This is a genomic window from Lacrimispora algidixylanolytica (assembly GCF_003609635.1).
GTDB lineage: Bacteria > Bacillota > Clostridia > Lachnospirales > Lachnospiraceae > Lacrimispora > Lacrimispora algidixylanolytica.
This window is the reverse complement of record NZ_MCIA01000010.1, coordinates 42,048-64,618: the sequence shown is the minus strand read 5'-3', so window position 1 is coordinate 64,618 and position 22,571 is coordinate 42,048. Positions and strand designations below refer to the sequence as shown.

The following is a 22,571-nucleotide window of genomic DNA, read 5'->3' as shown; positions in this document are numbered from 1 at the left end:
TCATATCACATGGAACGATTTCTATAAGAAAATAACCGGGCTACAAACTGTCTGGAAAAAGCTAAGGAACAAATAAGTCCTTATAACAATATCTTGGAATAAAACATCTAGAAGCTGGACGCTGTATGGGAAAAGAAATAAGGTGCCGCAAAGCAGCTATCTATCAGCTATTTTACGGCACCTTATTGTCTCAAACTTTATAATCAGGTAATATTACGGCTGAACAAATCGGTCTCTTCCAGTAGACTTTCTATAGTATCCAAATTCAATCGGTGTAAAAGCTCGATCACATAAGGATTTTCCGCCGGGTGCTGATAGGTGGCATTATTTCCATAATCATTCACCAGCTCTGTGCCGTGTTCCACGTCAAGGATTGCCCTTGGACCACCGACGCAGCCACCGACGCAGCCCATTCCTTCATAGAAATTAGCTTCGATATTTCCATCCATAATATCTTGTATCATTTTTTTGCAGGCTGGAACTCCGTCAGCCTTTTTGGTTACTATCTTTGTTTTCTTATGAGGATCGATGGCCTTTACGGTAAGCTCTACCGCTTCACTAACTCCACCTTTTCTGGCGTAAATTCTTCCCGCTTTTGAGGAATGATCTTTTTCGCTTTCTTCCATAGAAGCAGGATCAATTCCCAGAGCATCAAATATATTTTTTATTTCCTGGAACGTAAGTACGTAATCAACAATTCCCACCAGGTCCTTTTCTCTTGCTTCTGCCTTCTTTGCAAGGCAAGGACCTATAAATATGGTCATGGCATCTGGGTGAAGCGCTTTCACAACCTTGGCACAAGCTACCATAGGAGATACAGAACCAGGCACATGAGGAAGCAACTGATGATATACCTTACGAATCATGCCAATCCACATAGGACAACAGCAGCTTGTTAATTGAAAATCTCCATCGTTAATAATATTTTTGTCAAACTCCAATGCTTCTTTTAAGGTCAAAATATCTGCGAACAAAGCAACTTCAAGCATTCCATCAAATCCTACTTCTTTCAAGGCATTTCGTAGTTTACCAGGAGTCACGTCCTTTGTAAACTGGCCTAAAAATGCCGGTGCGATCATGGCATAAACAAGTCCTTTTGCGCCTCTGACCGCTTTTAGAGCTGGAATGATATCTGTACTAGCAGTAAGCTTTTCCTTGGCACACCCTTCGATGCAATTATCGCACCCCAAACATAACTCTGGGTCCACTTCAACTCCATCTTTTCCCATGCTCAAAGCTCCAAAAGGACAACGCTCCAGGCAGTCACATTTTTCTTTCTTGGAACAGGTACATTTCCCAGTTCTTATTACAATGGGATTTTTCTCTGGATTTAACAGACAATCCAGGTGATAGGGATCGTAATCTCCTGCCTCTGGTGTGGCTGATTCCCCATCCAATACTGATTTAACCGTACTTTCATACAACTCCTTAAATGTCTGCATCAAATACCTCCCGCATGTATGCTGTTTTTCTTTTTCCTATTGTACCTCGTATGAATTCAGACATTGATAGCACAACATCATTATAATACCTTTTTTCCATCCATGCTATACCATTCATCTCTACTCTTTCAAGAAAAAACAGTTTCTGAGAGGTTGATAAATGCCTCTGACCTACTTAATATTTAATAAATTTAAAAGCTCTTGGACTCTTTCGGGACTGACTGAAAATGTTTTCACATCCTGTTCAACCCTTTCATTTGCGTTATGCAAAGTAAAGGTTCTACTTACGCTCTCATCTCCGCTTTGATACGTCCAGGTGATTCCACCGCAGTTGTCGATTAATGCCAATAAGACTGTTGCATAGGATTCCATCATGGAGTCAAATTTCATCTGGTTGGAAGGAAGCACCTCATGTTCAAAACGCAACGTCCAGCCATATGGCTCATATGATGTCTGAAGCTCATTTGTGAAGCTTCCCAGGTTTGGATATATTTCCAGAATACCTGCCAAGGTTGCATTGCCTGGCATTCCGCCAACGTATGGATTTTTATGTTTATAAAGGTTTTGGGCCTTTTCTGTTATAATGGTTCCATCGGCTTTCACCAGATCTCCATTGACCAAAATGTCACCCTGGTTTAATTCATACTCCAGTGTAAATTGTCTCCTATGGTTTAGGAACGAAGAACGGGTCCCATAAATCACCAGCGCTCCGTCTTTGATTTCATAACGGCGAAAGGCCTTGCTTGTGTCGCTAATTTCCCCTGTTATCCTTAGTTTTCCACCTGCTGCCTCCGCTATTGTCTGGTAATCCCCAATCGGAGATCCAATTAGAAAGACCTTTGCAAGTATGATAGCAGCTCCTATTAAAATCGTAGATAGGGTAGCAAGGACAATTTTATTCTGGTTTTTACGCTTGATTTTTTTCAAATAATCTATTTCTGCTTGTGGAGCTTCCTCTTTAAGCTCTTCTTTCCCCATCTGGCCTGTCATATTTTCATACTTTATAAGACAGCTCTCGCATTCTTTTAAATGTTCTTTTATGATTTGATTGGTTCCACTCTGAGTCAAATTATCTACATACAATGGAAGCAAATCTTCTATGACTTCACAAGGTATCTCATTTCTCATTTTTTCTTACCTCCTCAATTATTTTCTCTTTCCCACGGTAAAAGTTAACTCTTGCCCAGTTTTCACTTTTCTCCATAATCTCTCCAATGTCCAAAAAAGAGAGATTCCCTATGAGCCTTAGATACATTACTTCTCTCATGGGATCCTTTAAAGAATGCAGGTGCTTTAATATCTCCTTACTATCCCATTCCAGAAAAACGGTTTTCTCCAATGGCGTATCCTGGGCCACTTCTGCCGCCGAGTCTAGTTCAACCGTAAATTTCTGTTTTCTGCACCATGTTTGGTATACATGGCCTGAGATTCCGCACAGCCAGGTAGACACACTGCTTCTTCCTTCAAAGGTATGAAAGCTTTTTAAAGCCTGGTAGAAGGTCTCCTGAGTTAATTCTTCCGCAAGATCTGGGTCATTCACTTTTGATAACAAAAAATAGTATATCATCTTGGAATGCCTGCGATATATTTCATCCATTGAATCCATGTCACTCATCCTTTCCGTTAATAAGTGCCCAAATCCACCGGTTCGTTACAAACTATTTTAAAAATAACAATATCTTTATTATACCTAATATTCAGGGTCATAGTAAACAAAAATAAGGAGCCTTGCAATCCCTTATAATAGGACCTGCAAAACTCCTTTTTCCATTGCATCTTTAAATAAAATATTCTATGGTATCCGCCGCCTTTTTCTGGGTATCTCGGTTAAATAATATGGTGGCTTCTCTTATCTCCAAGGGGCCCAGGGCATAAAATCCCTTTCCTGTACTGTTTAACATATCCCAGGAAACACTTCGATTTCTGCTGCATGGCATATCGTCAATGAGCTTAATCTCCGGCTTATGAAATGGCTTCTTTCTAAAATAGGGATCAAATAAATAAACCTGCTTTTGATCTGCTCCCGTAATCAGCACATAATGCCAGCATCCATACATAACCCGAGCTACCACAACACCCCCCTGCTGAAGAGCGTACATAATCCGGCTGTTCTCTCCCACATACACCTCTTTCCCCGTTAAATATTCGCTGTATATGGGAAACTTCTTCACCTTACCAAACTGGTTGAACCAGTCACTTAGAAACATCATGGCCATGCGGGAAGTCCCATTTTTCCCAAACTCACCTTTTATATTATAAGCATCAAGGCAGAACAGCATAATGTGTTTCATAATATCGGGCGGCACTTCTTCTCGTTTAAAAAGAAAGCTCATTGCATTAAACAATGTGGTGGGGCCGCAGTCGTATTCCGTCACCTGATAATTCAGCGGGTTCTTCATGGATCATTCCCTTTCGTTTCTAGTTGTATTTCAACTGAACTCTTGTAATATGTAGTTTCTTTATTAGATGTACCTATCTGGTGATGCGACTTTCTTCGTACATCTTTCTCGTAATTCCATATATAGTAAGATCACAAATTCCCAAGTTATTCTTGCCTGCCTCAATGAGGGTGCCTTCGTACCGCAAACCAGCCTTTTTCATGACCTTACCGGAATTTGGATTCTTTGGATCATGCCTGGCTTCAATGCGGTTACAGCCTACGCCCTCAAAGAAAAAGCGTACGAGCTCCTTTAACGCTTCTGCCATAATTCCTTTAAACCAATACTCCTGTGACATACAGTATCCAATTTCAACGGAATCTATTTTTTCACTCCAGAAAACCACTCCAATGCTGCCAATGGCCTGATGATTTTCCTTATACTCAATGCACCAGTCATAACTCCTTGGATCTTCGTATCGATCGATCCAACCTTGAATCACAGTCTTTGATGCTTCTGGTGATTCGTGAATAGGCCAACCCAGGAATTTCGTCACTTGAACATCGCTTGCCCAGTTCCTGTACATATCCTCTGCATCCGTTAAACGAAACGGGCGTAAGATAAGACGTTCGGTTTCTAACACAACAGTTCCTAAATGATTCATGTTTTGCTCCCTTCCGAATCCATGATTTGTGCCTGAACTGCATGGATATAAAGCTATTCTATGGTATGACTGTCAGGTAATTGTACACTATTATATTTCCACGGTCCTTGTTTGTCAAATAAAATGGGGTATCTCTCATAAAACACAGACCTTTCCTAAGGAACAAGGAGTCTTTGTTATGGTGAGATCAGGGGACGGACCATTACAAAAAAGAGACGATAGGTATAATTAATCCTATCATCTCTTAGATTCTATGATTGAAACATATTTATAAGAAACTCTTTACTTGCCAAAATTCAGAATTCCCCTTTTATAAATACATTTACTTATGTAAAATCATAACTTCTTATCTGGCAATCAAGGGGTTGCGATGGACCACTGTTGATTATTACTTGTACTGCCTGACCACTGGTATAAATTAGCCCCATTGGTCGTTGAACCCGTGCCATCCAGATATAATCCCGTTGCAACATTTTTAAACTTGAAGTAGTCACCTGATGCTTCCCGGACCCACTTCTGATTGTTACTTCCGCTGCTACTCCATTGACCACAGACAGAGCCGTTAGCGGTACGGGCCATACCATCTAAGTATAATCCTGTGGCACCGTTTCTGATCATATAATAACTGCCGGACTGCTCAAGGACCCATTGCTGATTATTGCTGTTATTTTTGGCATACTGTTTGCAGTCGGAGCCATTTGTGGTAGAGCCGTATCCATCCATGCATAACCCAGTTGCCCGGTTTGTAAGTGCAACAAAAGTATCTATTGTCGTGGAAACAGGCATATCGCCATAGGTAACACTATTTAATCCAGAACCATTCCAGCCTGCTCCAATTACAAACAAACGTCCGTTGCTGAGTGGAACAATACATCTGGAATAACATGCTCCAACAATGCTATTGATCTGCGACCAAGCTCCAACCCCATTATTGGTGTTTGTATACAGCTTGCTATTACCTCCACTGCTTAAAATAATGGTTCCATTTAAATTAACACAATATGGTCCACTTCCCGATGGGTCAAAGCAAGTTCCTGCATCGGTTGGATTCCAGCTTTCTGGATTTGATGAGATTTTATAGTATGCACCCCCAGGATTACCAATAATTTCGTATGTCATTATGTAATTTCCATTCGGCATTTTGGCCACTGATGCCATTCCTGGCCTCTGTCCTGTGGCTGTTAGTGCAACGTCATTCACCACACTGCTCCAGTTAATGCCGTCTGTTGTTGTCTGATGCGCTAATTTTTGACTGTGGGCCGTATCCCGTTCGTCTGAGTAGTAGCAGATAAGCTTGTTATTAGCAACCATTAAAAATGGCTCCCAAACTGGATCATCTCCAGGATTCGCTTTCTTGCCTTCTGCAATTGTACTTACATAGGTCCAGTTTCTTCCCGCATCGTTGCTCTTATATAAGTCTATTTCGCAGAAGGAACGGTCATAAGGCAGTACAAGCCCAGCACAAAGGAGGGTTCCGGCAGGCATATTGCCGATTGCCTGGGGCAACTCATATAATTGGGGTTCCCATCTCATACCCACTCCCTTATGAGTATCCTTTACATCACCAACCTTTGCCCAAGTCTCACCGTTGTTGGTGCTTTCAAAAATAGGAAACGCAGATGCTCCGGTGGTGTATTGTTCAAACGTTGCATACATCTTTCCACTGCTTGTCTGCATGGCCCTGGCATACAAAACTCCCGGTGCTGGCGCTCCTGCCGGCGTTGTATACATGGTGGAAGGCCCGTAGGCCTTCACCGGATTCGGATTAACAAAGACAAATAATAACAGTAACAGCAGCAGTCCCCCACTTAAAACCTTTCTTGCAATCTTTTTCATCTCTTTACCCCTTTCTTCATTGTATTTTAGATAACTTATTCCACATTGAGGTTCGTTGGCGCAAAGTCTAATCATAGATACTAGTACAAACTAGCCTCAATCGTAATACCTTTATTTTTCGTTGGAAACGGAATATGTGGATTGGTTAAAATAAACGAGATAGAAACTTTAAGGGCATAAGAATGTCAGACGAAAGAGAGGAGGGTGCCCTATGTTTATGAGCAGGTTTTTAAAAGATTGCCTGTCCATTAAGACGGAAAATGATACTTCACACCATAAGTAAGCAGCATGCGGTTGAAAACTATGTAGTTAATCATGGGGCAAGTCATTGTCCCAATTGTTTATGCCTATACTTTCATTATAAATCTGTTTTTAAAGTTGTCAAGTAATGCTCCTCATTAAGTTTACGAAATAATTTTCGGATCGTCTTTTGGGGAGACTTAACCCTTTTATTTAAAAATATAACCTCCAAACTGAGCCGTTTTATCACATCAGTTTGAAGGTTAACAAAAACTATTTATTGGCTAGGAAAATCTAGAAGTTCCTATCTGTTTTATCTATAAAGAAGCTCCCATTTTTCCTGAAATTCTTTCACTGTCTGATATCGTTCCTCTGGTTTTAGTGCAACTGCTTTTAGCAATACCTCATACGCTTTCTCATCCAACTCCCACTGTTCGATAGAACACGGCAAAAAGCAACGACACTTATACCGTATCTTTATTTCCTCTTCCGTAAAACTTCCGAAAATATGAAATATCATAGCCCCCAAGGTAAATACATTCGTCCTCTCATCAATCGTCTCATTAAGTATGTATTCTTCTGGCGCCTTTAACCTTTTGCTTCCCCAATAATTTTCTCCCATATCATTTATCGTTGTTTTCTCCCGAAAAAAGTCGATGTCGCAAATAGTCGTGGTATCAGTATCAAAATCATACATCATACTTCCATCGTAAAAATCAACTCCAACATAGTTCTTTTCCGCTACCAGGTTCAAAAAGGAAAATAAAACATTTACTGATCTCAACCTTTTTTCAACTGGCAAATCCCTATATTTTTTAGAAGGTGATTTTATCTGTGGATTCTCCGCATAAAAATCAAAGTTCCAATGGTCAAACAGACACTCTCCCTTATGAACTAGCACTATTATAACACCGAATTCCGCATTTCCAAACAACCCTTGTAACAACTGTAAAAAAGGCGGTAATAAAAATCCCATATACAGCTCCCAATACACTTAACTCTCCAATTAGCGATTGAACTGGTATTGTAGCCATAATACCATATGGCAAGATGCAACAAAAGAGCAATTTATATCCCCCGTAAAAGACAATCCCCGGGATCTTCATACACAATTCCAACCCGGCCTCCTCAATCCTGGTTATATTTGCATTGGATAGGACGAAAAAGCAAACCGACCGTATGATTACTTCCATCTCATAAAATAATATGGTCATTAATATCAACCAGAAAATATAGCTTGCTATGGCTCCCCCTAAGATAGGGGCATCCAGCACATGTACTCCATAAACAATGATCAAAACACTCATACCCACAAGAGGAAGTGAACCAGGATTTATTCGTTCAAATGTCATTCGAAGTAAAGGGCTTCCTGGCTTTGTAAGATACAGATCCATGTCACCGCTCTTAATTTTCTGCGGGAGGCCATTGATGCCAAAGAAATATACAAACATGTTAATTGCATTAATCATAGAAAAGGTGCCAATTTAACAGCAATAATCATGACAGTATGGTCCATCTTAAAAACCTTATCAACTTTTATAAAACCTGCCTCCTTTAACATCTTTATCTGATTGCCCAAGGTACAAGGAGTGTCGTAATGATAAAATTCTTCGTTAGAAACAGCCATGTCTTTCATAAAACGATAGTACTCCCGATAAAAATAATCCTCTTCTTCCTGTGTTTCCACCATATAATCGCACTCAATATACATACCCTTAGGCTTTAGAGAATTACATATTTTTTTATACAACCCTATCTTAGCTTCATGAGAGAAATGGTGCATGGTTTGAAAGGAAATTGCACAATCAAATGATTCAGTTGCCAGTTCAACATCAAAGTAGCTTCCACAAATTAGTTGAAGGGATTTACCTTTGTATTTATCCTGTAATTTATCCAGCATGGACTGAGTTAGATCAATGCCTGTCACTTGAATATGTGAAAAAGCTTTAAATACATTCTCTAACTCTAAACCAGTTCCACAACCAAGATCCAATAATCGCTCACAACGACTAGAAATTAAAGTCGGCAATTTTACACATGCTTCTTTGTAACCTATTACATTGGAAATCATATGCTCCTCATACCCCTCTAAGCGATTTTCAAAAAATTTACTCATTTCTTCTAATGGCATCAACTTACCTCCATGGTTTTGCATGCTTTACAACTCTCTTACCAATATGTTTTTTATATTTTTGATCAATCCACATTTGTATGTAATAAGTATACTCCTAAATGGATTGACATCTACCTCAATCTCTTTTATACATAAAGTCAATTCAAATATTAGACAATATATTGACAATACGGGTGTGTGGTTGTATGATATTTATGTCAATATATTGCCTAATTTGTTTTTTAATTTTTCGGAAATAATGCAACTAATATGCTGTGCCTATTTAAGTTCATGTAGAACATATTCTAGAAAGGAAACGTATAGTGATAAAACCATTTGTACTCATTATACAAGGAAAATAACATGAAGATTGAAATCAAAAACCAGGAAGCTTTTGTAGATGAAAAAATACATATTAAAATTTCTGAACTAAGCCCCCTAAGCCATCTAAAAATAACCTTTCATATGGAATTACCTTGGTGCTCCGGCGAATTATTTTCCTCTTACGCTATATTTCAGCCAGATGACAAAGGAGAAGTAGATTTAGAACATACCTCACCTATCGAAGGTACTTATGAAAACGCCAATTCCATTGGTTTACTTTACTCTCTAAGACTTACAACCTCCTATGGTAAAAATATTGCAAAAAACATTAACATTGAACATCCCATTTTAATAAAAATCTCTTTTGAAACGACATCGGATCAGCGTGAATTAACCTTAACACGATTTTTTAAATCAAAAGATATTGTAGTTCAAAAAATAAACGACACCTTTACAGGGCAACTTTTCTACAAAGAACACTCAAGACATAAAACCATTCTAATGCTTGGAGGCTCTGATGGAAACTTGGATAGTTTATCTTTGATGGCAGGTCCACTCGCTTCCAGAGGTTTTAACGTTCTTACCGTCTCTTATTTTGCAACCAAAAATCTGCCAGAAAAACTGGAAGAAATTCCATTAGAATATTTCGAAAACATATTTGATTGGATCAAGACAAATGAAATCACAAAATCCGAAGAAATTTATATCCATGGAACCTCTAAAGGAGGTGAACTCGCACTTCTACTAGCTTCCAAATACCCACAGATTAAAAAGGTTGTGGCTGTAGAACCACATGCTTACTGCTTTCAGGCTTTAAACGGATTAATGAGCGGGGCTAATGTATCTTCCTGGTCCTACAAAAGAAATTCACTTCCATTTGTCAAAGTGGATAATGAATATTTCTACCAAGATCAGAAGCTGCAAATAGAAAATGGAGTTCCCTTTGGTTTTTGCAACACCTACAAAAAGTCCTTATTAGCTTCTTCAAACAAAGATGAAGCGAGAATTAAAGTTGAAGATTCTAATGCCGATCTTCTTTTAATCTGCGGAGAAGAAGATAACATATGGAACAGCTATGAAGCATGTCAGGAAATAATTAATCACCTAAAGAGAAGAAACTATAAACACCGTGTAGAACTGTTATCGTATCCTCACATGGGCCATCCTTTACCAGTGCCATTTATTATCCCTGTCAGTCTCACCACTGCTATCCCAATGAACGGAGGAATATTTTCAACAGGAGGGACTCTATTAGGAAATGCGGAAGGGCAATACCAATCCTTTCAACGGACCATTAACTTCTTCCGAGACAAATAACAAAGATAACATTGACCATGATATTGTACTGCCTTATAATAATAAATAAATCATTGATTCGATCAGTGAATCGAATATTGGGAAGGTATTTATTATCATGGACTTTGAAAGAGAGATTCAATTATTGCACTTAATGGAACAAGTTTTTTCCAGTTTGATTTCCGTTTCAAATAAACTCCAAGTTACCGGAGATAAATATAGTATCCCTCTCACCTTAAGGCAATACATGGTACTTTTGGGGATCCTTCATCTTCCCAGCGATCAGGCTACTCTCAACAATATCGCGCAAAAAATAGGTACCACAAAACAAAATACTGCTCAGATTATTGGCAGTCTTCAGAAAAAAAACTTCCTATCCATAGCACCCAGTTCCAAAGACAAGCGGGCTATTAACGTAGTTATTACCGAATTAGGAATGGATACCATGACGCAAACGGGACAAAGCGTTTCTATTGATTTTATGGCAGACACGTTCAAAGAGTTCACTGCTGAAGAATTAGAAATATTCTGGAAATTATTGAAGAAACTCTACCGTTTCGATGGAGAAGAGCTTGATGGAATGGAAGAAGATGTGAAGGTTCCGAACACGTATAGTGAGCAGGAAATCTATACGTTTATGAAACGGTTTTCGCTAAGAAGAAAAGGAGAGAAAACAGATTAAGCTGTTTCCTCTCCTTTTAGACTTTCTAGCCGCCAATTTTGTATTTTAATATAAATACCACAACAAAGAACCAGCCATCGCGATTAAAGATATTTAATACATATCCATTGAAATACTTTTTCAATGTGGCGTTATTGTACAAACTCAAGTCAATTAACTACTTATTTTTCTTCCTATAAATCCCTTTGTTTTAAAATGATAAGACCATTCTAGCTTCTTACAACTATTATTCGTCCACCAACTCATTTTACTACTTTCTTCTAATTACGTATGCGACAAAGTAGGAATTCTTTGCTTAAGCCCCTCTAATTCAATCAGAGAACTTCCCTTTCCATAAAGCACCGTATCCTCATCCATACTTTCTTCCCACAAAAAACCATCTTTATCAAGTGGTGTAAATCCCAAAGTCACCTTTTTAACTTCTTTACCAAATGAAGCTATAATTTCGTCCAGATTCACCTTATCCGGGGCAAAGATCTGATCAATGAATAGATCGCCTTCATCAAGCTCCGCAATCACATAAGCATTCTTCACCTCATAGACATTTTCAGACATGAATTGAGTTGCATAGAACATGACAAGTTCCATATTTTCAAGCATCCATAAGCTACTTTGAGCGCAGCTATTGATAACTGCTGCCTCTAAAATCTTATAATCTTCTTTTGATTTCATAGGGATTTTCATAGCCGTCATTTCTGAAAGGTTGTTTGGATATTTATAAAAGCTGTGCTCCTCCATTTTCTTATAACCAAATTTAGGATAAAAATCCAGAACCGTCTCATTTGCAAATAGAAAGAATCCATCAGCACTCTTACCAAAATCAGAATCAACTTCTTCCATCAGACGCCGAATGAGACCCTGATTTCTGTATGCTTCATCTGTCATTACTGTCCCTAGTTGAACATAGTTTCTTTTCTTGCCATTGTGCATAAACTTCATTGGACTCACAGAGACATTTGCAACAACCTTATCATTATGAAGAAAAGAATAAGGAATATATTTTCCTGTCCAATATCCATTTTGATACCAGTCCTCAAAACTAAGCTCAAATACAGACTGAGCCAGTTCATTGAAAGACTTTCTATAGGTATTGTCAGCCTGATATGCTTTTATAAATCTGTAATCGTTTTCCATCTTATCTCCTAACTCATTTGTGAAATAAAACCTATAGTGAACTTAGATAAGTATATACTAAAATAGCTAGATATCTACCCCAATCTTAATTATAATTAAACTTAAGCTACGCTATCCCTTTCTTCCAAAGGTAATTATTTCACCTAGTGTATGAGTATAGGAGACCATGCCCTGATTTAATCTGAAATAATCTGAAAGTACTTGATTTTTGCGTAAAAAGCTTTCCGCCTCTTTTCTACTCATTCCATGATTTTCCATATACTGCACTGTTCTTTCTAGTTTTCCCTCATTATCATCACGATTTAAGAGGTTCGCTATCAAAAAATCTTCCACTTGCTGTTCATATGCATCCATTTCAGGATATACAAAAGAGACCCTGTCATTCATTCGGATCTCAATTTGCTCCAAACCTAATTTTCTCATACAAAAAGCGGTCCTAATCGCAGCAGCATAATCACGGCCTTCACTCTCAAGCTCCTTTTTCCAGACCTTCTTCAGACCGGAATGTTCACACAAATAGCTATATTCCATGCCTTCCACATATAAGCCATCACACTCAAATTCTCTGTTAACATCAATAGATATAATAAGAGAATTCTTTGATCCATGACCAATCATGTTAGTGAGGAAATGTTCACTCTGACTGACATGCCTTAATACATTCTGACAAATCACTACATCAAATTTGTAACTCAACTGATATTGAAAGAAATCAGATGTAATGAACGTTCCCTGAATTCCAGCGCGAAGAAACAGTTCCTTCCCCTCCTTAATCAGTTCCTCCGTAAAATCAAGGCCTGTATAAGTGCTTCCTTCTGGGAGCAGTGGCATCATTAAGAGGCCAAGTGCGCCATATCCACACCCACAGTCTAAGACCTTTACTGGAGAATTTAACTTCCATACCTGTTCAATCAGGAATTTCATATAATCCTTATTCCAGAGGTTCTTTCTGGTCCGCATCAGATAATCAAGTTTAAGGGCCCAAAACTCCTTTGTATCTGTTTTAGCAGGAAGATATTCTTCTCCTTCTAATGGTCTTAATCCCAGTAATTCGTCAACCGTAACATGAAAATACTCCGCTAGTTCTGGAAGCATACCAATATCAGGCATGGTTACTCCATTTTCCCATTTACTTATGGTCTGGTAAGATACACCAATGGCATCCCCTAGTTCCTGCTGTGTTATGTTCCGTTTTTTACGCAGTACCGCAATCTTTAAATGAATATGTTTTTTCATCTGAATCCCCCCTTTCCATCTATCATACCTTATGGTTTGCCTGTTGTATTCCCCTCATATTGCGACTTCACTCACTTATTACGTGAGTTTGGAAAGTGGGAAATCTATCATATTTCCTTCAAATCAATAAATCTCTTTCGCATCTTTAGGCAACCTTCTAACATGCTCTAAGAAACTCAAGCTGTTTTTTCCTTCTGCCTCATTATACTCATACCCAAGCTTATCTCCCACATACCTAGCTGTTTGATCAAAAAGATGGCACATTCTTATAACGGCTTCCCACCCTTCCTCCAAATCAGCAGAAAAATAAGTGGATAAATACTCGTTCCATTCCACTTGTGTCAGCCATCGATTCATATACTTACCGGACTTACCTATACTAACAGAATAGTCCGTTAATATTCCCACTTTCCAGGATAAGACCTTTAAAAGCTGTTTCCGAATCAAGTAATTAACCATATCTTGAGCGTAAACCATTTCTTCGCGCCAAAGTCCCTTTGCCACATTGTTGAGACACCACCAAAATTCATTGCAGGCACATAGGAATTGAAACTGACTGGGGCGTTTCACCCAGTAATCCTGATCCGTAGACAAATCCATGGAAGGGAGCACCCCATTTTTATCCAGTAAGATTTCACACAACCGGTCTTTCATAATATTTTCTCTCGCATGCTCTACTGATTCAACATGCAGATCCAAACGATTTCCGTCAGCAAACTGGATCAACCAGCCATAACATTGAAATTCATCGCCGGATAAGCCAGAATGTTCTTCCGGATACTGCATATATAATCTCTCGCCAAACCGGTCAATCCATAGCCGGTCTTTGATAAATGGCTCCACCTCTTCCACCACATAAACAATATCATAATCTTGGAAAATATCCTTCGTTGCATTTTTATTGGTCCTGGAGCCATTCATATAAACCGCCAGAATCCGGCTATCTTCCCTTGCGGTATTCAAAATCAAATCAAACATCTCTGCTTCATTTCTCATTCTCGCTCTCCCCCAAAAGACTTATGGATTAATTTTTCCCCTTCACACACTTAAATTAGTAAAGTTATCCCCATTATTCATAATATTCTATGTGTACTCCACCAGTAGCCTGTTCATTACAACCAATGGCTAAGTTAAAAATAACCTAATTGCTTTACCTTCTTTATAAGCTCTGGCTGAATCGAAGGGTATGTCCAATTATCCGGCAGATGTTTTGTAATCCAGATGCTATCTATCTCACTATGGAGTTCCTTTTCAAATGTCTGAATCTCAGCGTAACAAAGCATTCCAAAGAATTCCTCTCCAATTTGCTCTCCAGTAACTCTTTTGTTAGAGACAGAATACACGCATACTGGCTTCAGTTCAAAGTCAATGGCCCCAGTTTCTTCCTGCAATTCTCTCATTGCCGTAACCAGTATTGCTTCCCCTGGCTCCCGGTGTCCTCCAGGCGCCTCATAGGTATCCCGATCTTTATGCTTGCAAAAAACCCATTTCCCTTGAGTTCGGCTTATAATTACAGCAAATTTCAGCTTATCATCTTCAACCTCGTTATAAAACTTTACTTCGGTTACAATATTGGGAACCTTCTCTACATGCAAATGCTCCGTTTTCCCCTCCTCTGTCAAAGGCCGGGTCCTATCATCTCCCCAGCCATGCTCCGGTTCGGCATGACGTACAAAATATGCTTTTATCACCGTATCCCCCTTTGAGTCCTTTATCTCCTACTCTAATGCATCATCTGCCTTTTTCTTAACCGGAATCAGCAGATCCAATTGTTTAAAATCGGATTCCTTTCCTGTATAATAAGAAAATGCATTTAGATGCTCCTCAAGACTCCCTCCCATGCCAAATGGCTCACGCCACTCAATCTCATATTCATTATGGTCTTGCATCTGCTCAAAAAATACTCCCCATTCGTGAAAATCTCCCATCTTAATACAATGGGCCGCATAGATACCACCAGCAAACTGCCTCTTTCTTATGGGCTCTTTCACCTCCAGATCATCTGGAATGGTCACCCAAAACTCGTAACCATACTCTTCTTCCCCCTCTTTGGGAGAAGGATTGTTAAACCCATACACACGAAAATCTGGTTTTTTCAACGGTAAATCTACCTCTTTGATCAATGTTTGGATTCGATCTCCAGAAACCTCCTCCGGATTTTCCCCTACATATTGACTGGTTGCTACCGTAGCAGGTGGCAGGTATACAAACCTGATATCCATTTTTCGTTCCATTCTTTCACTTGCCTGATTTAACTCCTCCACTGAGCAGTCCTCCTTTAAATGATATTTAGGAGAAATAAGGGCATGGGCAATTGCAATCAGCTCATTGTCTTCTAGAATATCTACACAGATTTTCCCGCGGATCCCCACATCAAGCCGATGGATAAAGGTATCAATTATGGCTCGAATTGTGCTAAGTGCATTGATTTCTTCATCAAGAGCTTCCATGTTTCCACGAAGCACTTCCAAAGCCTGAAACTGTTCTTTATCATTTAAAATAACGGCGATCTGCTTTAATGAAATTCTCAATTTACGAAGAATAATAATTTGCTTTAATCGCTTTACTGCCGTCTCATCATAGATCCGGTAAGCATACTCTTTTTTTCTGCTACTCTCTATCAAACCAATCTTTTCATAGTAACGGATCATTCTTGCAGATACGAAAAACTCTTTAGAAACCTCTCCAATTGTCATTGCTTCCACTGACTCATCCCCCCTTTAAAATCAGTATAAAGTACGACACAGTGTTCCAGTCAATTGTTTATTTCACTTTTTTCTGACCGGTTTTTTTAAGGTTGCTAACTATAAATCCATAATATCATCCATCAACAGTCCAATACAATAAATTTCTGGATAAATTAGCTTTTTTACTTATTGACCCTTACAAATATTTTTTTACCAATCTTTAATACATCATTATTAAATAAGACCGAACTTAAATCATCTTCCCCAATCTTCTCCTCATTCAATCGAATTCCACCTTGCTTTAAAAGTCGTAAAAACTCACTTCTACTTTTTACAAATCCCATAGCCACAAGCTGAGGAATGGTATCACTTACCGTCTCCTTACCAATCGCCAGTATCATCGTGGGAATGTCCTCAGGCGTTGACTTTTTGCGAAATGCAGCCTCATAGTAAGATACTGCCTTTTGTAAATCCTCCTCTGAATGATAGAGAGCCGTTATTATTTCTGCCAACTTAAATTTTATATTTCTTGGATTTTCCCCTTCCGATAACTGCTGTCTGATCTTATCAATTTCATCCGGATGCTCATCTGTGGCTAGCTCTAGGTATCTGATAATTAAATGATCCGGTATCTCCATAACTTTCTTAAACATCACCTCAGCAGGTTCGTCTATTCCAATATAATTTCCAAGGCTTTTACTCATTTTCTCCACCCCATCGGTTCCTTCCAATATGGGCATGAAAAGGGCGATCTGAACCTCCTTACCCATTGACTTTTGAAGTGTCCTTCCCATTAGTATGTTAAAAGTCTGGTCTGTTCCACCAAGCTCAATATCCGCATGCAGTTCCACAGAGTCATAAGCCTGCATCAGCGGATAGAAAAATTCATGGATTCCAATTGGAATACCATTACTAAATCTTTTTTCAAACTCATCCCGCTCAAGCATTCTGGCAACGGTCGTGGAAGCAGCCAGCCGCATGACATCTTCAAAACCAAGTTTGGAGAGCCACTCACTGTTAAATCTAACTACCGTACGTTCTTTATCTAAAATCTTAAAAATCTGCTCGCTATACGTGGTGGCATTCGCTTTCACCTGCTCATCCGTAAGTGCCACCCTTCCTTTAGACTTTCCAGTAGGATCCCCTATTTTGCCTGTAAAATCTCCAATCACGATAACTGCCTTATGACCAAGTTCCTGCATTTGCCGGACTTTTCTCAGTACAACTCCATGGCCTAAATGAATGTCCGGTGCGGAAGGATCAAGTCCCAGCTTAATGGTAAGAGGCTCATTTTGTGAAAAGGACCTCTCCAGTTTTGCAAGTAATTCTTCCTCATTGATACATTTGTCTACTCCCTTACAGATGATTCGTAATTGCTCCTTTGGTGTTAACATTCTTCAACATCTCCTTTGATATTTTTATAAATATTTGCAGATTTATAAGAAATTCAGAAAACAAAGAGTTAAAGTTTTTAAGCAATAAAAAAACTCCCGCCCTTTTGTTTCAAAAGGACGAGAGTATATCTCGTGTTACCACCTTAAGTTCATAGACAACTCACGCTGTCTACCTCGTCGGGTACGGCCTTGGCGATACCCTTGCACTTGATCACGGTGTGCGTTCCGTCACAGCCTACTCCTTAAAAAAGTTTTGGTGCGCAGCTCCAAGAGGTATTCACACTTTCTATCCACGAGCCTCTCATCAACCGGCATCTTTCTGTTTGGAATCGAAAATGCTACTCTTTCTTTTCATAGCCTTTTCTTATACTCCAGATTGCATGGCAATCCTTTGTAATGCAAATATTTAATTATTTGGTATGTTATCATATTAAATGTGAGGCGTCAATATAAAGTTGCTATATTCCTGATTTTTCATAATCAAAAACAAAACAATTGATCCACAACTATTTTACAATGATGGTATTGGTAACTTATTTTACTATAGTAACCGTACCTTCTTTTCTAGGAGCAGCCTTTGGCGCTTCCTTGCTGTTAAAGCCTACTGCTGCAGTTCCTGAAATCTCATAATTTTCAGGAAGACCAAGTTCCGTAAGAATACTTCTTACCTTTTCATCATTTCCTGCAAATGCTAAAATATGAATCCAACAAGAACCAATGTCCATAGAGTGGGCAGCTAAAAACATATTTTCCAGTGCTGCTGCGCAATTGGATGCTCCTGAAGCTGATTCTTTTTCATAAGCTGAAATGATGATTGTTGGTGCACCATAGAAAGGATCGTATGCGGGATTACTTCCAATCTTTTTAAAGTGCTCAATTGGAAAAGTCATCATGACTTCCTTTGCTGCGGTAGCAAGTTTCTTTATAATCTCTTTATTTTGTACCGCCAAGAAATGCCAGTCTTGTTTGCCCATTCCACTTGGTGCATATTTAGCTGCCTCTAAAATATCATTTAATGCCTCATCTGAGATTTGCTTCTCTTGAAAAGATCTCACGCTTCTTCTTGTTAAAATAGACTGAATTACTTCATTCATATGTTTTCTCCTCTATGAAATTATTTGGGGGTAAATAAGGTCGTTATCGTGGCAAACTTTTTTGGTGCTCCTTTTTATTATTTTATCATATTGTACGGATATGTCATGTATCATACATCACAAAATAACTGGAATGGAATGCTGTAATTTGATCTATTTTTTTAATGATAATATTTATCCACCAAGTTGACTTTCTTGAGTAAATCAATGTCTTTTAGAAGCTCTTTGGTTAACATATCTGCAACGATGGTATGCTCCTCATTAAAAAGAATCGCTCTTGTCGATATTTCATGCACTAGTTCCAGATTATGAGTAGAGATTATTAGAGTCTTTCCAGCTTTATTGAGCTTCACAAGGAACTCCACAAGCCACCTCTGTGTCTTTGGATCAAGACCATTCATAGGTTCATCTAACACTAAGACATCAGGATTGAGAGACATGACACAAGCAATTGCTACTTTACGCTTTTCTCCTCCACTCAAATGATACGGGATTCGATTCTCAAAATTTTCAATATTTAGCAGCTTTAAACAGTCCTTTACTCTTTTTGTAACTTCTAGTTCATCTAGCCCCATCTGTCTTGGTCCAAAGGCAATTTCTTCAAAGACACTGGAGCAAAATAGTTGTGTATCAGAATTTTGAAATACAAATCCGATTCTCTGATGAAGCTGCTTAGAGAACTTACTATCTTGCAGTTTCTTATGAGTTATTTCCTCACCATCGAATCGATAAGATCCTCTTTCTGGTGAGATAATTCCGTTCATCAATTTTAATAAGGTAGATTTACCACATCCATTAGCCCCCATTAACGCAACTGCTTCACCGGGTTTTATTTCTAAATTGATATTATTTAATGCAATGATATCTAAATAGGAGTAAAAAACATTCTTAATCTCAATCATGATAACACCCTTCCTAAGTAAAGGTAAAGAACGACAAATCCAATATGTATGGCTATATGGAAATAGTCAATCCACTTAAATTTAGATTTTTCCATCCTATGATATTCTCCTGAAAACCCTCTACACTCCATCGCATGATACATTTCCTCTGCCATTTCCATCGATTGCAGAAACATGGTTCCAGCAACACCAGCCATTGATGTATATTTTTTATTGTTTTTCCCCACTGACCTCAGCTTTAAAGCATAAAACATACTAAGCGATAATTCTCCCAACCTATAAATATACTTTATTGTAATATCTAGAATTAGTATAAAAATATCCGGTACATAAAATCGCTTAAGCGCTTTGGTAAGCAAACTCCACTTAGTCGTATGTGAAAGCAATCCAACTGCCGTTATGGAAGCAAATACTTTTGTTGTAATCATGATACTGCTGTAGCTATTCCCTTGAATAAATGCTGGTAACATAATAATAGCAGTAAACAGAGTAACACCTACACTCAGTTTTAAAATCCTTATTAGTCTATCTGTATCCGTTACGCATAAAATAGACAGCAGATACACATTTATTATCATAACAAAAATTAAGCTTTTCGTGAGGGATACTAGTATCAAAAGAATCGCGGTACATAAAACATTAAGTGGTACATTTATCTTTAAATGGGTTTGTTGAATTGAATCCTGCATTTTAATCCTTGATATAACCCTAAATATAGATAGGATACTTTTGTTAACAAAAGTATCCTTATCCGTTAGAGGTATATAATTTTCATTTATCAGAAGCCATTCTGGTACATCTGTCATTTCACTTTCTGTATGATCCATTGTGAGATCCAACCTTATCTTTCTTAAAACTGCTAATTACGCGAAATAGAATTATAAGTACAGCCACCCCTGCGATGGCAGACAGAATATAGCCCGCAATTTCTGGCAAACCACCAATTGCATAATCTGGCATAACCGCACTAAAATTAAAACCTTCACTCATACCTTTTGGAATAAAACCCAATGTATTACCCCCAGTAATCACATCTTTAATTTCATCTGTTCCCCACTCTCCCCAAGCAGTTCCTGTTGCCAAAAGACCAAGTGGAGCGAGACATATGAGTCCCAAAATCAAACCATAAATAGCGTTTGTTCTTTCTTTTGCGCCTTCGTAAATTGTACCTGGAGATACTTTCTTTATGTATGCAACAATTGCAACTGTAAAGATCATTTCAACAACTCCAGCAACCAAAAGATGGGGGATTGTCATCGCTGGTATTGATACAGATAGAGGGTACGGGCAATACAACGCCTGACCGGCAGAGTCTTTAAATAATAATGGTTGAATACCAAATTCAATTGCAGCACATAAGGCAGCCACATTAATACCCGCATAGGAACCAATAGCGATACCAAGGTATTCACCTTTTTGCGATTTCACATTATCTTTTATTAATTTATAAACGAAATATCCTAGAAATGGGGATACAAACGCCATATTAAAGCAGTTTGCTCCAAAGGCCAAAATGCCTCCATCACCAAATAAAAATGCTTGAATAAACAGGGCCACGGTAACACTAATACATGCCGCGTAAGGTCCTAATAAAACAGCAAGCAGAGTTCCACCTACCGCATGTCCTGTGGTACCTCCAGGAAGAGGAACATTAAACATCATCAGCAAAAATGAAAATGCAGCTCCGACACCAAGCATTGGAATCTTCACTCTAGAAACCTCTTCTTTTACCTTCTTGACAGCTTTTGTCCAAATAGGGACCATAACAGCACCCATAGCTGCGCATGTCATTGGACTTAGGTAATTATCTGGAATATGCATAATATTACCAACCTTTCATGATTCGATTTTCAAATAAAATAATTATAAAAGGTTTATGATATTGCAACAAGCCTGTAGGGGGGATAATTTTTAAAATCTATTCTACTTTATCCAAAATATAGCCAATCACTAATGGTATTAAAACGATGCTAACCGCTACTGACATACCGATTGGAAATGATGGACTTTTCAAAAAAATATAAAAGCATACAGGGATGATGATTAATAAAGTTAATTTTAGCCATGAAAGAATAAAATACTTCATTTTATTCTTATTGATATTAGATTCATCAAAAGCTTTACGTGTAATATAGTTGAATATAACTTTTGCTTCTATGACTGCAATCATATTACCAATTATTTCGCCCATTGTAATTTGCAAATAAAAAACAGAAGTCCCTTCTACAATAGATTGAGTAACTTTTACAAACAACCAAATAAATGCAATAATGCTTATTGCAGATGTAATATTATTGACATCACTTATTATCCTTTCCACGATTGTCCGCTTGGGGAATGATTTTACAATTTCATCACAAAAAGCCTGATACTCTCTTCCGACAACCAATTCCGCTGTTTCTCCACGCTTTTCTCCATCTGATAGCATATAATCAATATCTCTTCTAACGACTTCCTGATTATACTCACTAAGATCGCTTCCTCTTAAGTAACACACAATATCTGTCATGACATTTTTGCTATGCTCAGACAAATTATATTTTTCAAATTCATTATTTTCCTTTAATAACATTTTAGTCTTTTTATTCATAATCAATCACCTTTCATTTTTTTATCTCTAATAAATCAAAAACTGCCTTCACCATTTCTTGAAAATTAATTTGAAATTCCTCTAATTCCTGCTTGCCTTTTTCTGTTAATAAATAATACTTCCTTTTAGGGCCTTGCTTGGATTCACTATACACTGAAGTCAAACAACCATTCTTCTCTAATCTAAGTAACAAAGGGTATATTGTTCCTTCAGAAATTTCTCCAAATCCATAACCTTTCAACGTTTGCGAAATTTCATACCCATATACTTCTTTCTGTTGAATAATAGCTAAAATACTGCCTTCTAATACTCCTTTTAACATCTGTGATGATATCAACAATTTACCTCCTAGTACAATTTAATCGGCTTTACCTTGTAATGCAAGATACCTCTTACCTATATTGTATTGCAAGATAGTGGAGGTGTCAATTGCTTATTCATAAATTTAATATACAAAAATTCCCAGGATATCAAATCCCGGGAATCTTTGTATTCTGATATGTTTCTAATTAAAGTTAAATTTGTTTCATTGAATTATAACAATAGACTTGGACAGAGT

Annotated in this window: 23 protein-coding genes and 1 other annotated feature; of the genes, 2 read left to right on the top strand and 21 right to left on the bottom strand. The window is 38.1% G+C overall.

Going from position 1 to position 22,571, the window contains the following annotated elements:
* Window positions 1–203: 203 nt before the first annotated feature.
* The 9 genes from BET01_RS08500 to BET01_RS08460 all read right to left on the bottom strand — a co-directional run bounded on the left by BET01_RS08500 (window position 204) and on the right by BET01_RS08460 (window position 8,691).
* A complete protein-coding gene (locus BET01_RS08500; RefSeq protein WP_120196371.1) occupies window positions 204–1,442 on the bottom strand; it encodes a [Fe-Fe] hydrogenase large subunit C-terminal domain-containing protein in 1,239 nt (412 codons plus the stop codon).
* Window positions 1,443–1,613: 171 nt separating this feature from the next.
* Window positions 1,614–2,570, bottom strand: a complete 957-nt coding sequence (locus BET01_RS08495) for a DUF4825 domain-containing protein (RefSeq protein WP_120196415.1) — start codon at window positions 2,568–2,570, stop codon at window positions 1,614–1,616.
* Window positions 2,560–3,048 carry an RNA polymerase sigma factor gene (locus BET01_RS08490; RefSeq protein ID WP_120196370.1) on the bottom strand — a complete coding sequence of 163 codons (489 nt, stop codon included), beginning with the start codon at window positions 3,046–3,048 and terminating at the stop codon, window positions 2,560–2,562. The genes BET01_RS08495 and BET01_RS08490 overlap by 11 nt, the downstream gene beginning before the upstream one ends.
* Window positions 3,049–3,220: 172 nt before the next feature.
* Window positions 3,221–3,841, bottom strand: a complete 621-nt coding sequence (locus tag BET01_RS08485) for a peptidase C39 (RefSeq protein ID WP_120196369.1) — start codon at window positions 3,839–3,841, stop codon at window positions 3,221–3,223.
* Window positions 3,842–3,914: 73 nt separating this feature from the next.
* Window positions 3,915–4,484, bottom strand: coding sequence for a GNAT family N-acetyltransferase (locus BET01_RS08480; RefSeq protein WP_120196368.1), 570 nt, complete (start codon window positions 4,482–4,484; stop codon window positions 3,915–3,917).
* A gap of 357 nt (window positions 4,485–4,841) precedes the next feature.
* A complete protein-coding gene (locus BET01_RS08475; RefSeq protein ID WP_158585007.1) occupies window positions 4,842–6,320 on the bottom strand; it encodes an RICIN domain-containing protein in 1,479 nt (492 codons plus the stop codon).
* A 553-nt stretch (window positions 6,321–6,873) separates the two neighbouring features.
* Window positions 6,874–7,536 carry a hypothetical protein gene (locus BET01_RS08470; protein WP_147422799.1) on the bottom strand — a complete coding sequence of 221 codons (663 nt, stop codon included), beginning with the start codon at window positions 7,534–7,536 and terminating at the stop codon, window positions 6,874–6,876.
* The gene (locus tag BET01_RS08465; protein WP_243117162.1) at window positions 7,448–8,011 is read right to left on the bottom strand and encodes an ABC-2 family transporter protein; all 564 of its coding nucleotides are present in this window, start codon (window positions 8,009–8,011) and stop codon (window positions 7,448–7,450) included. Before BET01_RS08465 ends, BET01_RS08470 begins: the two co-directional genes overlap by 89 nt.
* A 14-nt stretch (window positions 8,012–8,025) precedes the next feature.
* Entirely contained in the window at window positions 8,026–8,691 is a 666-nt protein-coding gene (locus BET01_RS08460) for a class I SAM-dependent methyltransferase (protein ID WP_120196364.1), read from the bottom strand.
* 345 nt (window positions 8,692–9,036) lie between these two features.
* Here BET01_RS08460 and BET01_RS08455 point away from each other — a divergent pair, with 345 nt between their 5' ends.
* Together BET01_RS08455 and BET01_RS08450 are read left to right on the top strand one after the other, a co-directional pair.
* Window positions 9,037–10,314, top strand: a complete 1,278-nt coding sequence (locus tag BET01_RS08455) for an acyl-CoA thioesterase/bile acid-CoA:amino acid N-acyltransferase family protein (protein WP_120196363.1) — start codon at window positions 9,037–9,039, stop codon at window positions 10,312–10,314.
* A gap of 97 nt (window positions 10,315–10,411) precedes the next feature.
* The gene (locus BET01_RS08450; protein ID WP_120196362.1) at window positions 10,412–10,975 is read left to right on the top strand and encodes a MarR family winged helix-turn-helix transcriptional regulator; all 564 of its coding nucleotides are present in this window, start codon (window positions 10,412–10,414) and stop codon (window positions 10,973–10,975) included.
* A gap of 264 nt (window positions 10,976–11,239) precedes the next feature.
* On the opposite strand, the gene BET01_RS08445 is transcribed toward BET01_RS08450, so the two are convergent.
* The 12 genes from BET01_RS08445 to BET01_RS08390 all read right to left on the bottom strand — a co-directional run bounded on the left by BET01_RS08445 (window position 11,240) and on the right by BET01_RS08390 (window position 22,349).
* Window positions 11,240–12,109: a GNAT family N-acetyltransferase gene (locus BET01_RS08445; RefSeq protein ID WP_120196361.1), complete on the bottom strand. Its 870-nt coding sequence runs from the start codon at window positions 12,107–12,109 to the stop codon at window positions 11,240–11,242.
* A gap of 111 nt (window positions 12,110–12,220) precedes the next feature.
* Window positions 12,221–13,345, bottom strand: a complete 1,125-nt coding sequence (locus BET01_RS08440; RefSeq protein WP_120196360.1) for a helix-turn-helix domain-containing protein — start codon at window positions 13,343–13,345, stop codon at window positions 12,221–12,223.
* A 123-nt stretch (window positions 13,346–13,468) separates the two neighbouring features.
* Entirely contained in the window at window positions 13,469–14,341 is an 873-nt protein-coding gene (locus BET01_RS08435; protein ID WP_120196359.1) for an aminoglycoside 6-adenylyltransferase, read from the bottom strand.
* Between the two features lie 134 nt (window positions 14,342–14,475).
* Window positions 14,476–15,036: an NUDIX hydrolase gene (locus BET01_RS08430; RefSeq protein ID WP_243117159.1), complete on the bottom strand. Its 561-nt coding sequence runs from the start codon at window positions 15,034–15,036 to the stop codon at window positions 14,476–14,478.
* Between the two features lie 27 nt (window positions 15,037–15,063).
* On the bottom strand, window positions 15,064–16,041 hold the full coding sequence (locus BET01_RS08425) for an effector binding domain-containing protein (protein WP_243117161.1): 978 nt from the start codon (window positions 16,039–16,041) through the stop codon (window positions 15,064–15,066).
* Between the two features lie 173 nt (window positions 16,042–16,214).
* Window positions 16,215–17,426, bottom strand: coding sequence for a tyrosine--tRNA ligase (gene tyrS / locus BET01_RS08420; RefSeq protein ID WP_120196357.1), 1,212 nt, complete (start codon window positions 17,424–17,426; stop codon window positions 16,215–16,217).
* 110 nt (window positions 17,427–17,536) lie between these two features.
* Window positions 17,537–17,790 (bottom strand) — a binding site (T-box leader).
* Between the two features lie 169 nt (window positions 17,791–17,959).
* Complete coding sequence (locus BET01_RS08415) at window positions 17,960–18,520, bottom strand: nitroreductase family protein (protein WP_120196356.1); 561 nt, start codon at window positions 18,518–18,520, stop codon at window positions 17,960–17,962.
* A gap of 161 nt (window positions 18,521–18,681) precedes the next feature.
* The gene (locus BET01_RS08410; RefSeq protein WP_120196355.1) at window positions 18,682–19,422 is read right to left on the bottom strand and encodes an energy-coupling factor ABC transporter ATP-binding protein; all 741 of its coding nucleotides are present in this window, start codon (window positions 19,420–19,422) and stop codon (window positions 18,682–18,684) included.
* Complete coding sequence (locus BET01_RS08405; RefSeq protein WP_243117158.1) at window positions 19,419–20,249, bottom strand: energy-coupling factor transporter transmembrane component T; 831 nt, start codon at window positions 20,247–20,249, stop codon at window positions 19,419–19,421. The genes BET01_RS08410 and BET01_RS08405 overlap by 4 nt, the downstream gene beginning before the upstream one ends.
* Entirely contained in the window at window positions 20,230–21,243 is a 1,014-nt protein-coding gene (cbiM, locus tag BET01_RS08400; protein WP_120196354.1) for a cobalt transporter CbiM, read from the bottom strand. The genes BET01_RS08405 and cbiM overlap by 20 nt, the downstream gene beginning before the upstream one ends.
* A 97-nt stretch (window positions 21,244–21,340) precedes the next feature.
* On the bottom strand, window positions 21,341–22,012 hold the full coding sequence (locus BET01_RS08395) for a hypothetical protein (protein ID WP_120196353.1): 672 nt from the start codon (window positions 22,010–22,012) through the stop codon (window positions 21,341–21,343).
* 13 nt (window positions 22,013–22,025) lie between these two features.
* The gene (locus BET01_RS08390; protein ID WP_120196352.1) at window positions 22,026–22,349 is read right to left on the bottom strand and encodes a PadR family transcriptional regulator; all 324 of its coding nucleotides are present in this window, start codon (window positions 22,347–22,349) and stop codon (window positions 22,026–22,028) included.
* Window positions 22,350–22,571 lie beyond the last annotated feature (222 nt).

Coding starts and splice junctions, on each gene's coding strand:
- BET01_RS08480 (WP_120196368.1), bottom strand. CDS start 4,484: ATGAATCATTTAGGAACTGTTGTGTTAGAAACCGAACGTCTTATCTTA.
- BET01_RS08460 (WP_120196364.1), bottom strand. CDS start 8,691: ATGCCATTAGAAGAAATGAGTAAATTTTTTGAAAATCGCTTAGAGGGG.
- BET01_RS08470 (WP_147422799.1), bottom strand. CDS start 7,536: ATGGGATTTTTATTACCGCCTTTTTTACAGTTGTTACAAGGGTTGTTT.
- tyrS (WP_120196357.1), bottom strand. CDS start 17,426: ATGTTAACACCAAAGGAGCAATTACGAATCATCTGTAAGGGAGTAGAC.
- BET01_RS08485 (WP_120196369.1), bottom strand. CDS start 3,841: ATGAAGAACCCGCTGAATTATCAGGTGACGGAATACGACTGCGGCCCC.
- BET01_RS08455 (WP_120196363.1), top strand. CDS start 9,037: ATGAAGATTGAAATCAAAAACCAGGAAGCTTTTGTAGATGAAAAAATA.
- BET01_RS08425 (WP_243117161.1), bottom strand. CDS start 16,041: ATGACAATTGGAGAGGTTTCTAAAGAGTTTTTCGTATCTGCAAGAATG.
- cbiM (WP_120196354.1), bottom strand. CDS start 21,243: ATGCATATTCCAGATAATTACCTAAGTCCAATGACATGCGCAGCTATG.
- BET01_RS08410 (WP_120196355.1), bottom strand. CDS start 19,422: ATGATTGAGATTAAGAATGTTTTTTACTCCTATTTAGATATCATTGCA.
- BET01_RS08450 (WP_120196362.1), top strand. CDS start 10,412: ATGGACTTTGAAAGAGAGATTCAATTATTGCACTTAATGGAACAAGTT.
- BET01_RS08435 (WP_120196359.1), bottom strand. CDS start 14,341: ATGAGAAATGAAGCAGAGATGTTTGATTTGATTTTGAATACCGCAAGG.
- BET01_RS08500 (WP_120196371.1), bottom strand. CDS start 1,442: ATGCAGACATTTAAGGAGTTGTATGAAAGTACGGTTAAATCAGTATTG.
- BET01_RS08495 (WP_120196415.1), bottom strand. CDS start 2,570: ATGAGAAATGAGATACCTTGTGAAGTCATAGAAGATTTGCTTCCATTG.
- BET01_RS08440 (WP_120196360.1), bottom strand. CDS start 13,345: ATGAAAAAACATATTCATTTAAAGATTGCGGTACTGCGTAAAAAACGG.
- BET01_RS08405 (WP_243117158.1), bottom strand. CDS start 20,249: ATGGATCATACAGAAAGTGAAATGACAGATGTACCAGAATGGCTTCTG.
- BET01_RS08445 (WP_120196361.1), bottom strand. CDS start 12,109: ATGGAAAACGATTACAGATTTATAAAAGCATATCAGGCTGACAATACC.
- BET01_RS08415 (WP_120196356.1), bottom strand. CDS start 18,520: ATGAATGAAGTAATTCAGTCTATTTTAACAAGAAGAAGCGTGAGATCT.
- BET01_RS08465 (WP_243117162.1), bottom strand. CDS start 8,011: ATGTTTGTATATTTCTTTGGCATCAATGGCCTCCCGCAGAAAATTAAG.
- BET01_RS08490 (WP_120196370.1), bottom strand. CDS start 3,048: ATGGATTCAATGGATGAAATATATCGCAGGCATTCCAAGATGATATAC.
- BET01_RS08475 (WP_158585007.1), bottom strand. CDS start 6,320: ATGAAAAAGATTGCAAGAAAGGTTTTAAGTGGGGGACTGCTGCTGTTA.
- BET01_RS08395 (WP_120196353.1), bottom strand. CDS start 22,012: ATGAATAAAAAGACTAAAATGTTATTAAAGGAAAATAATGAATTTGAA.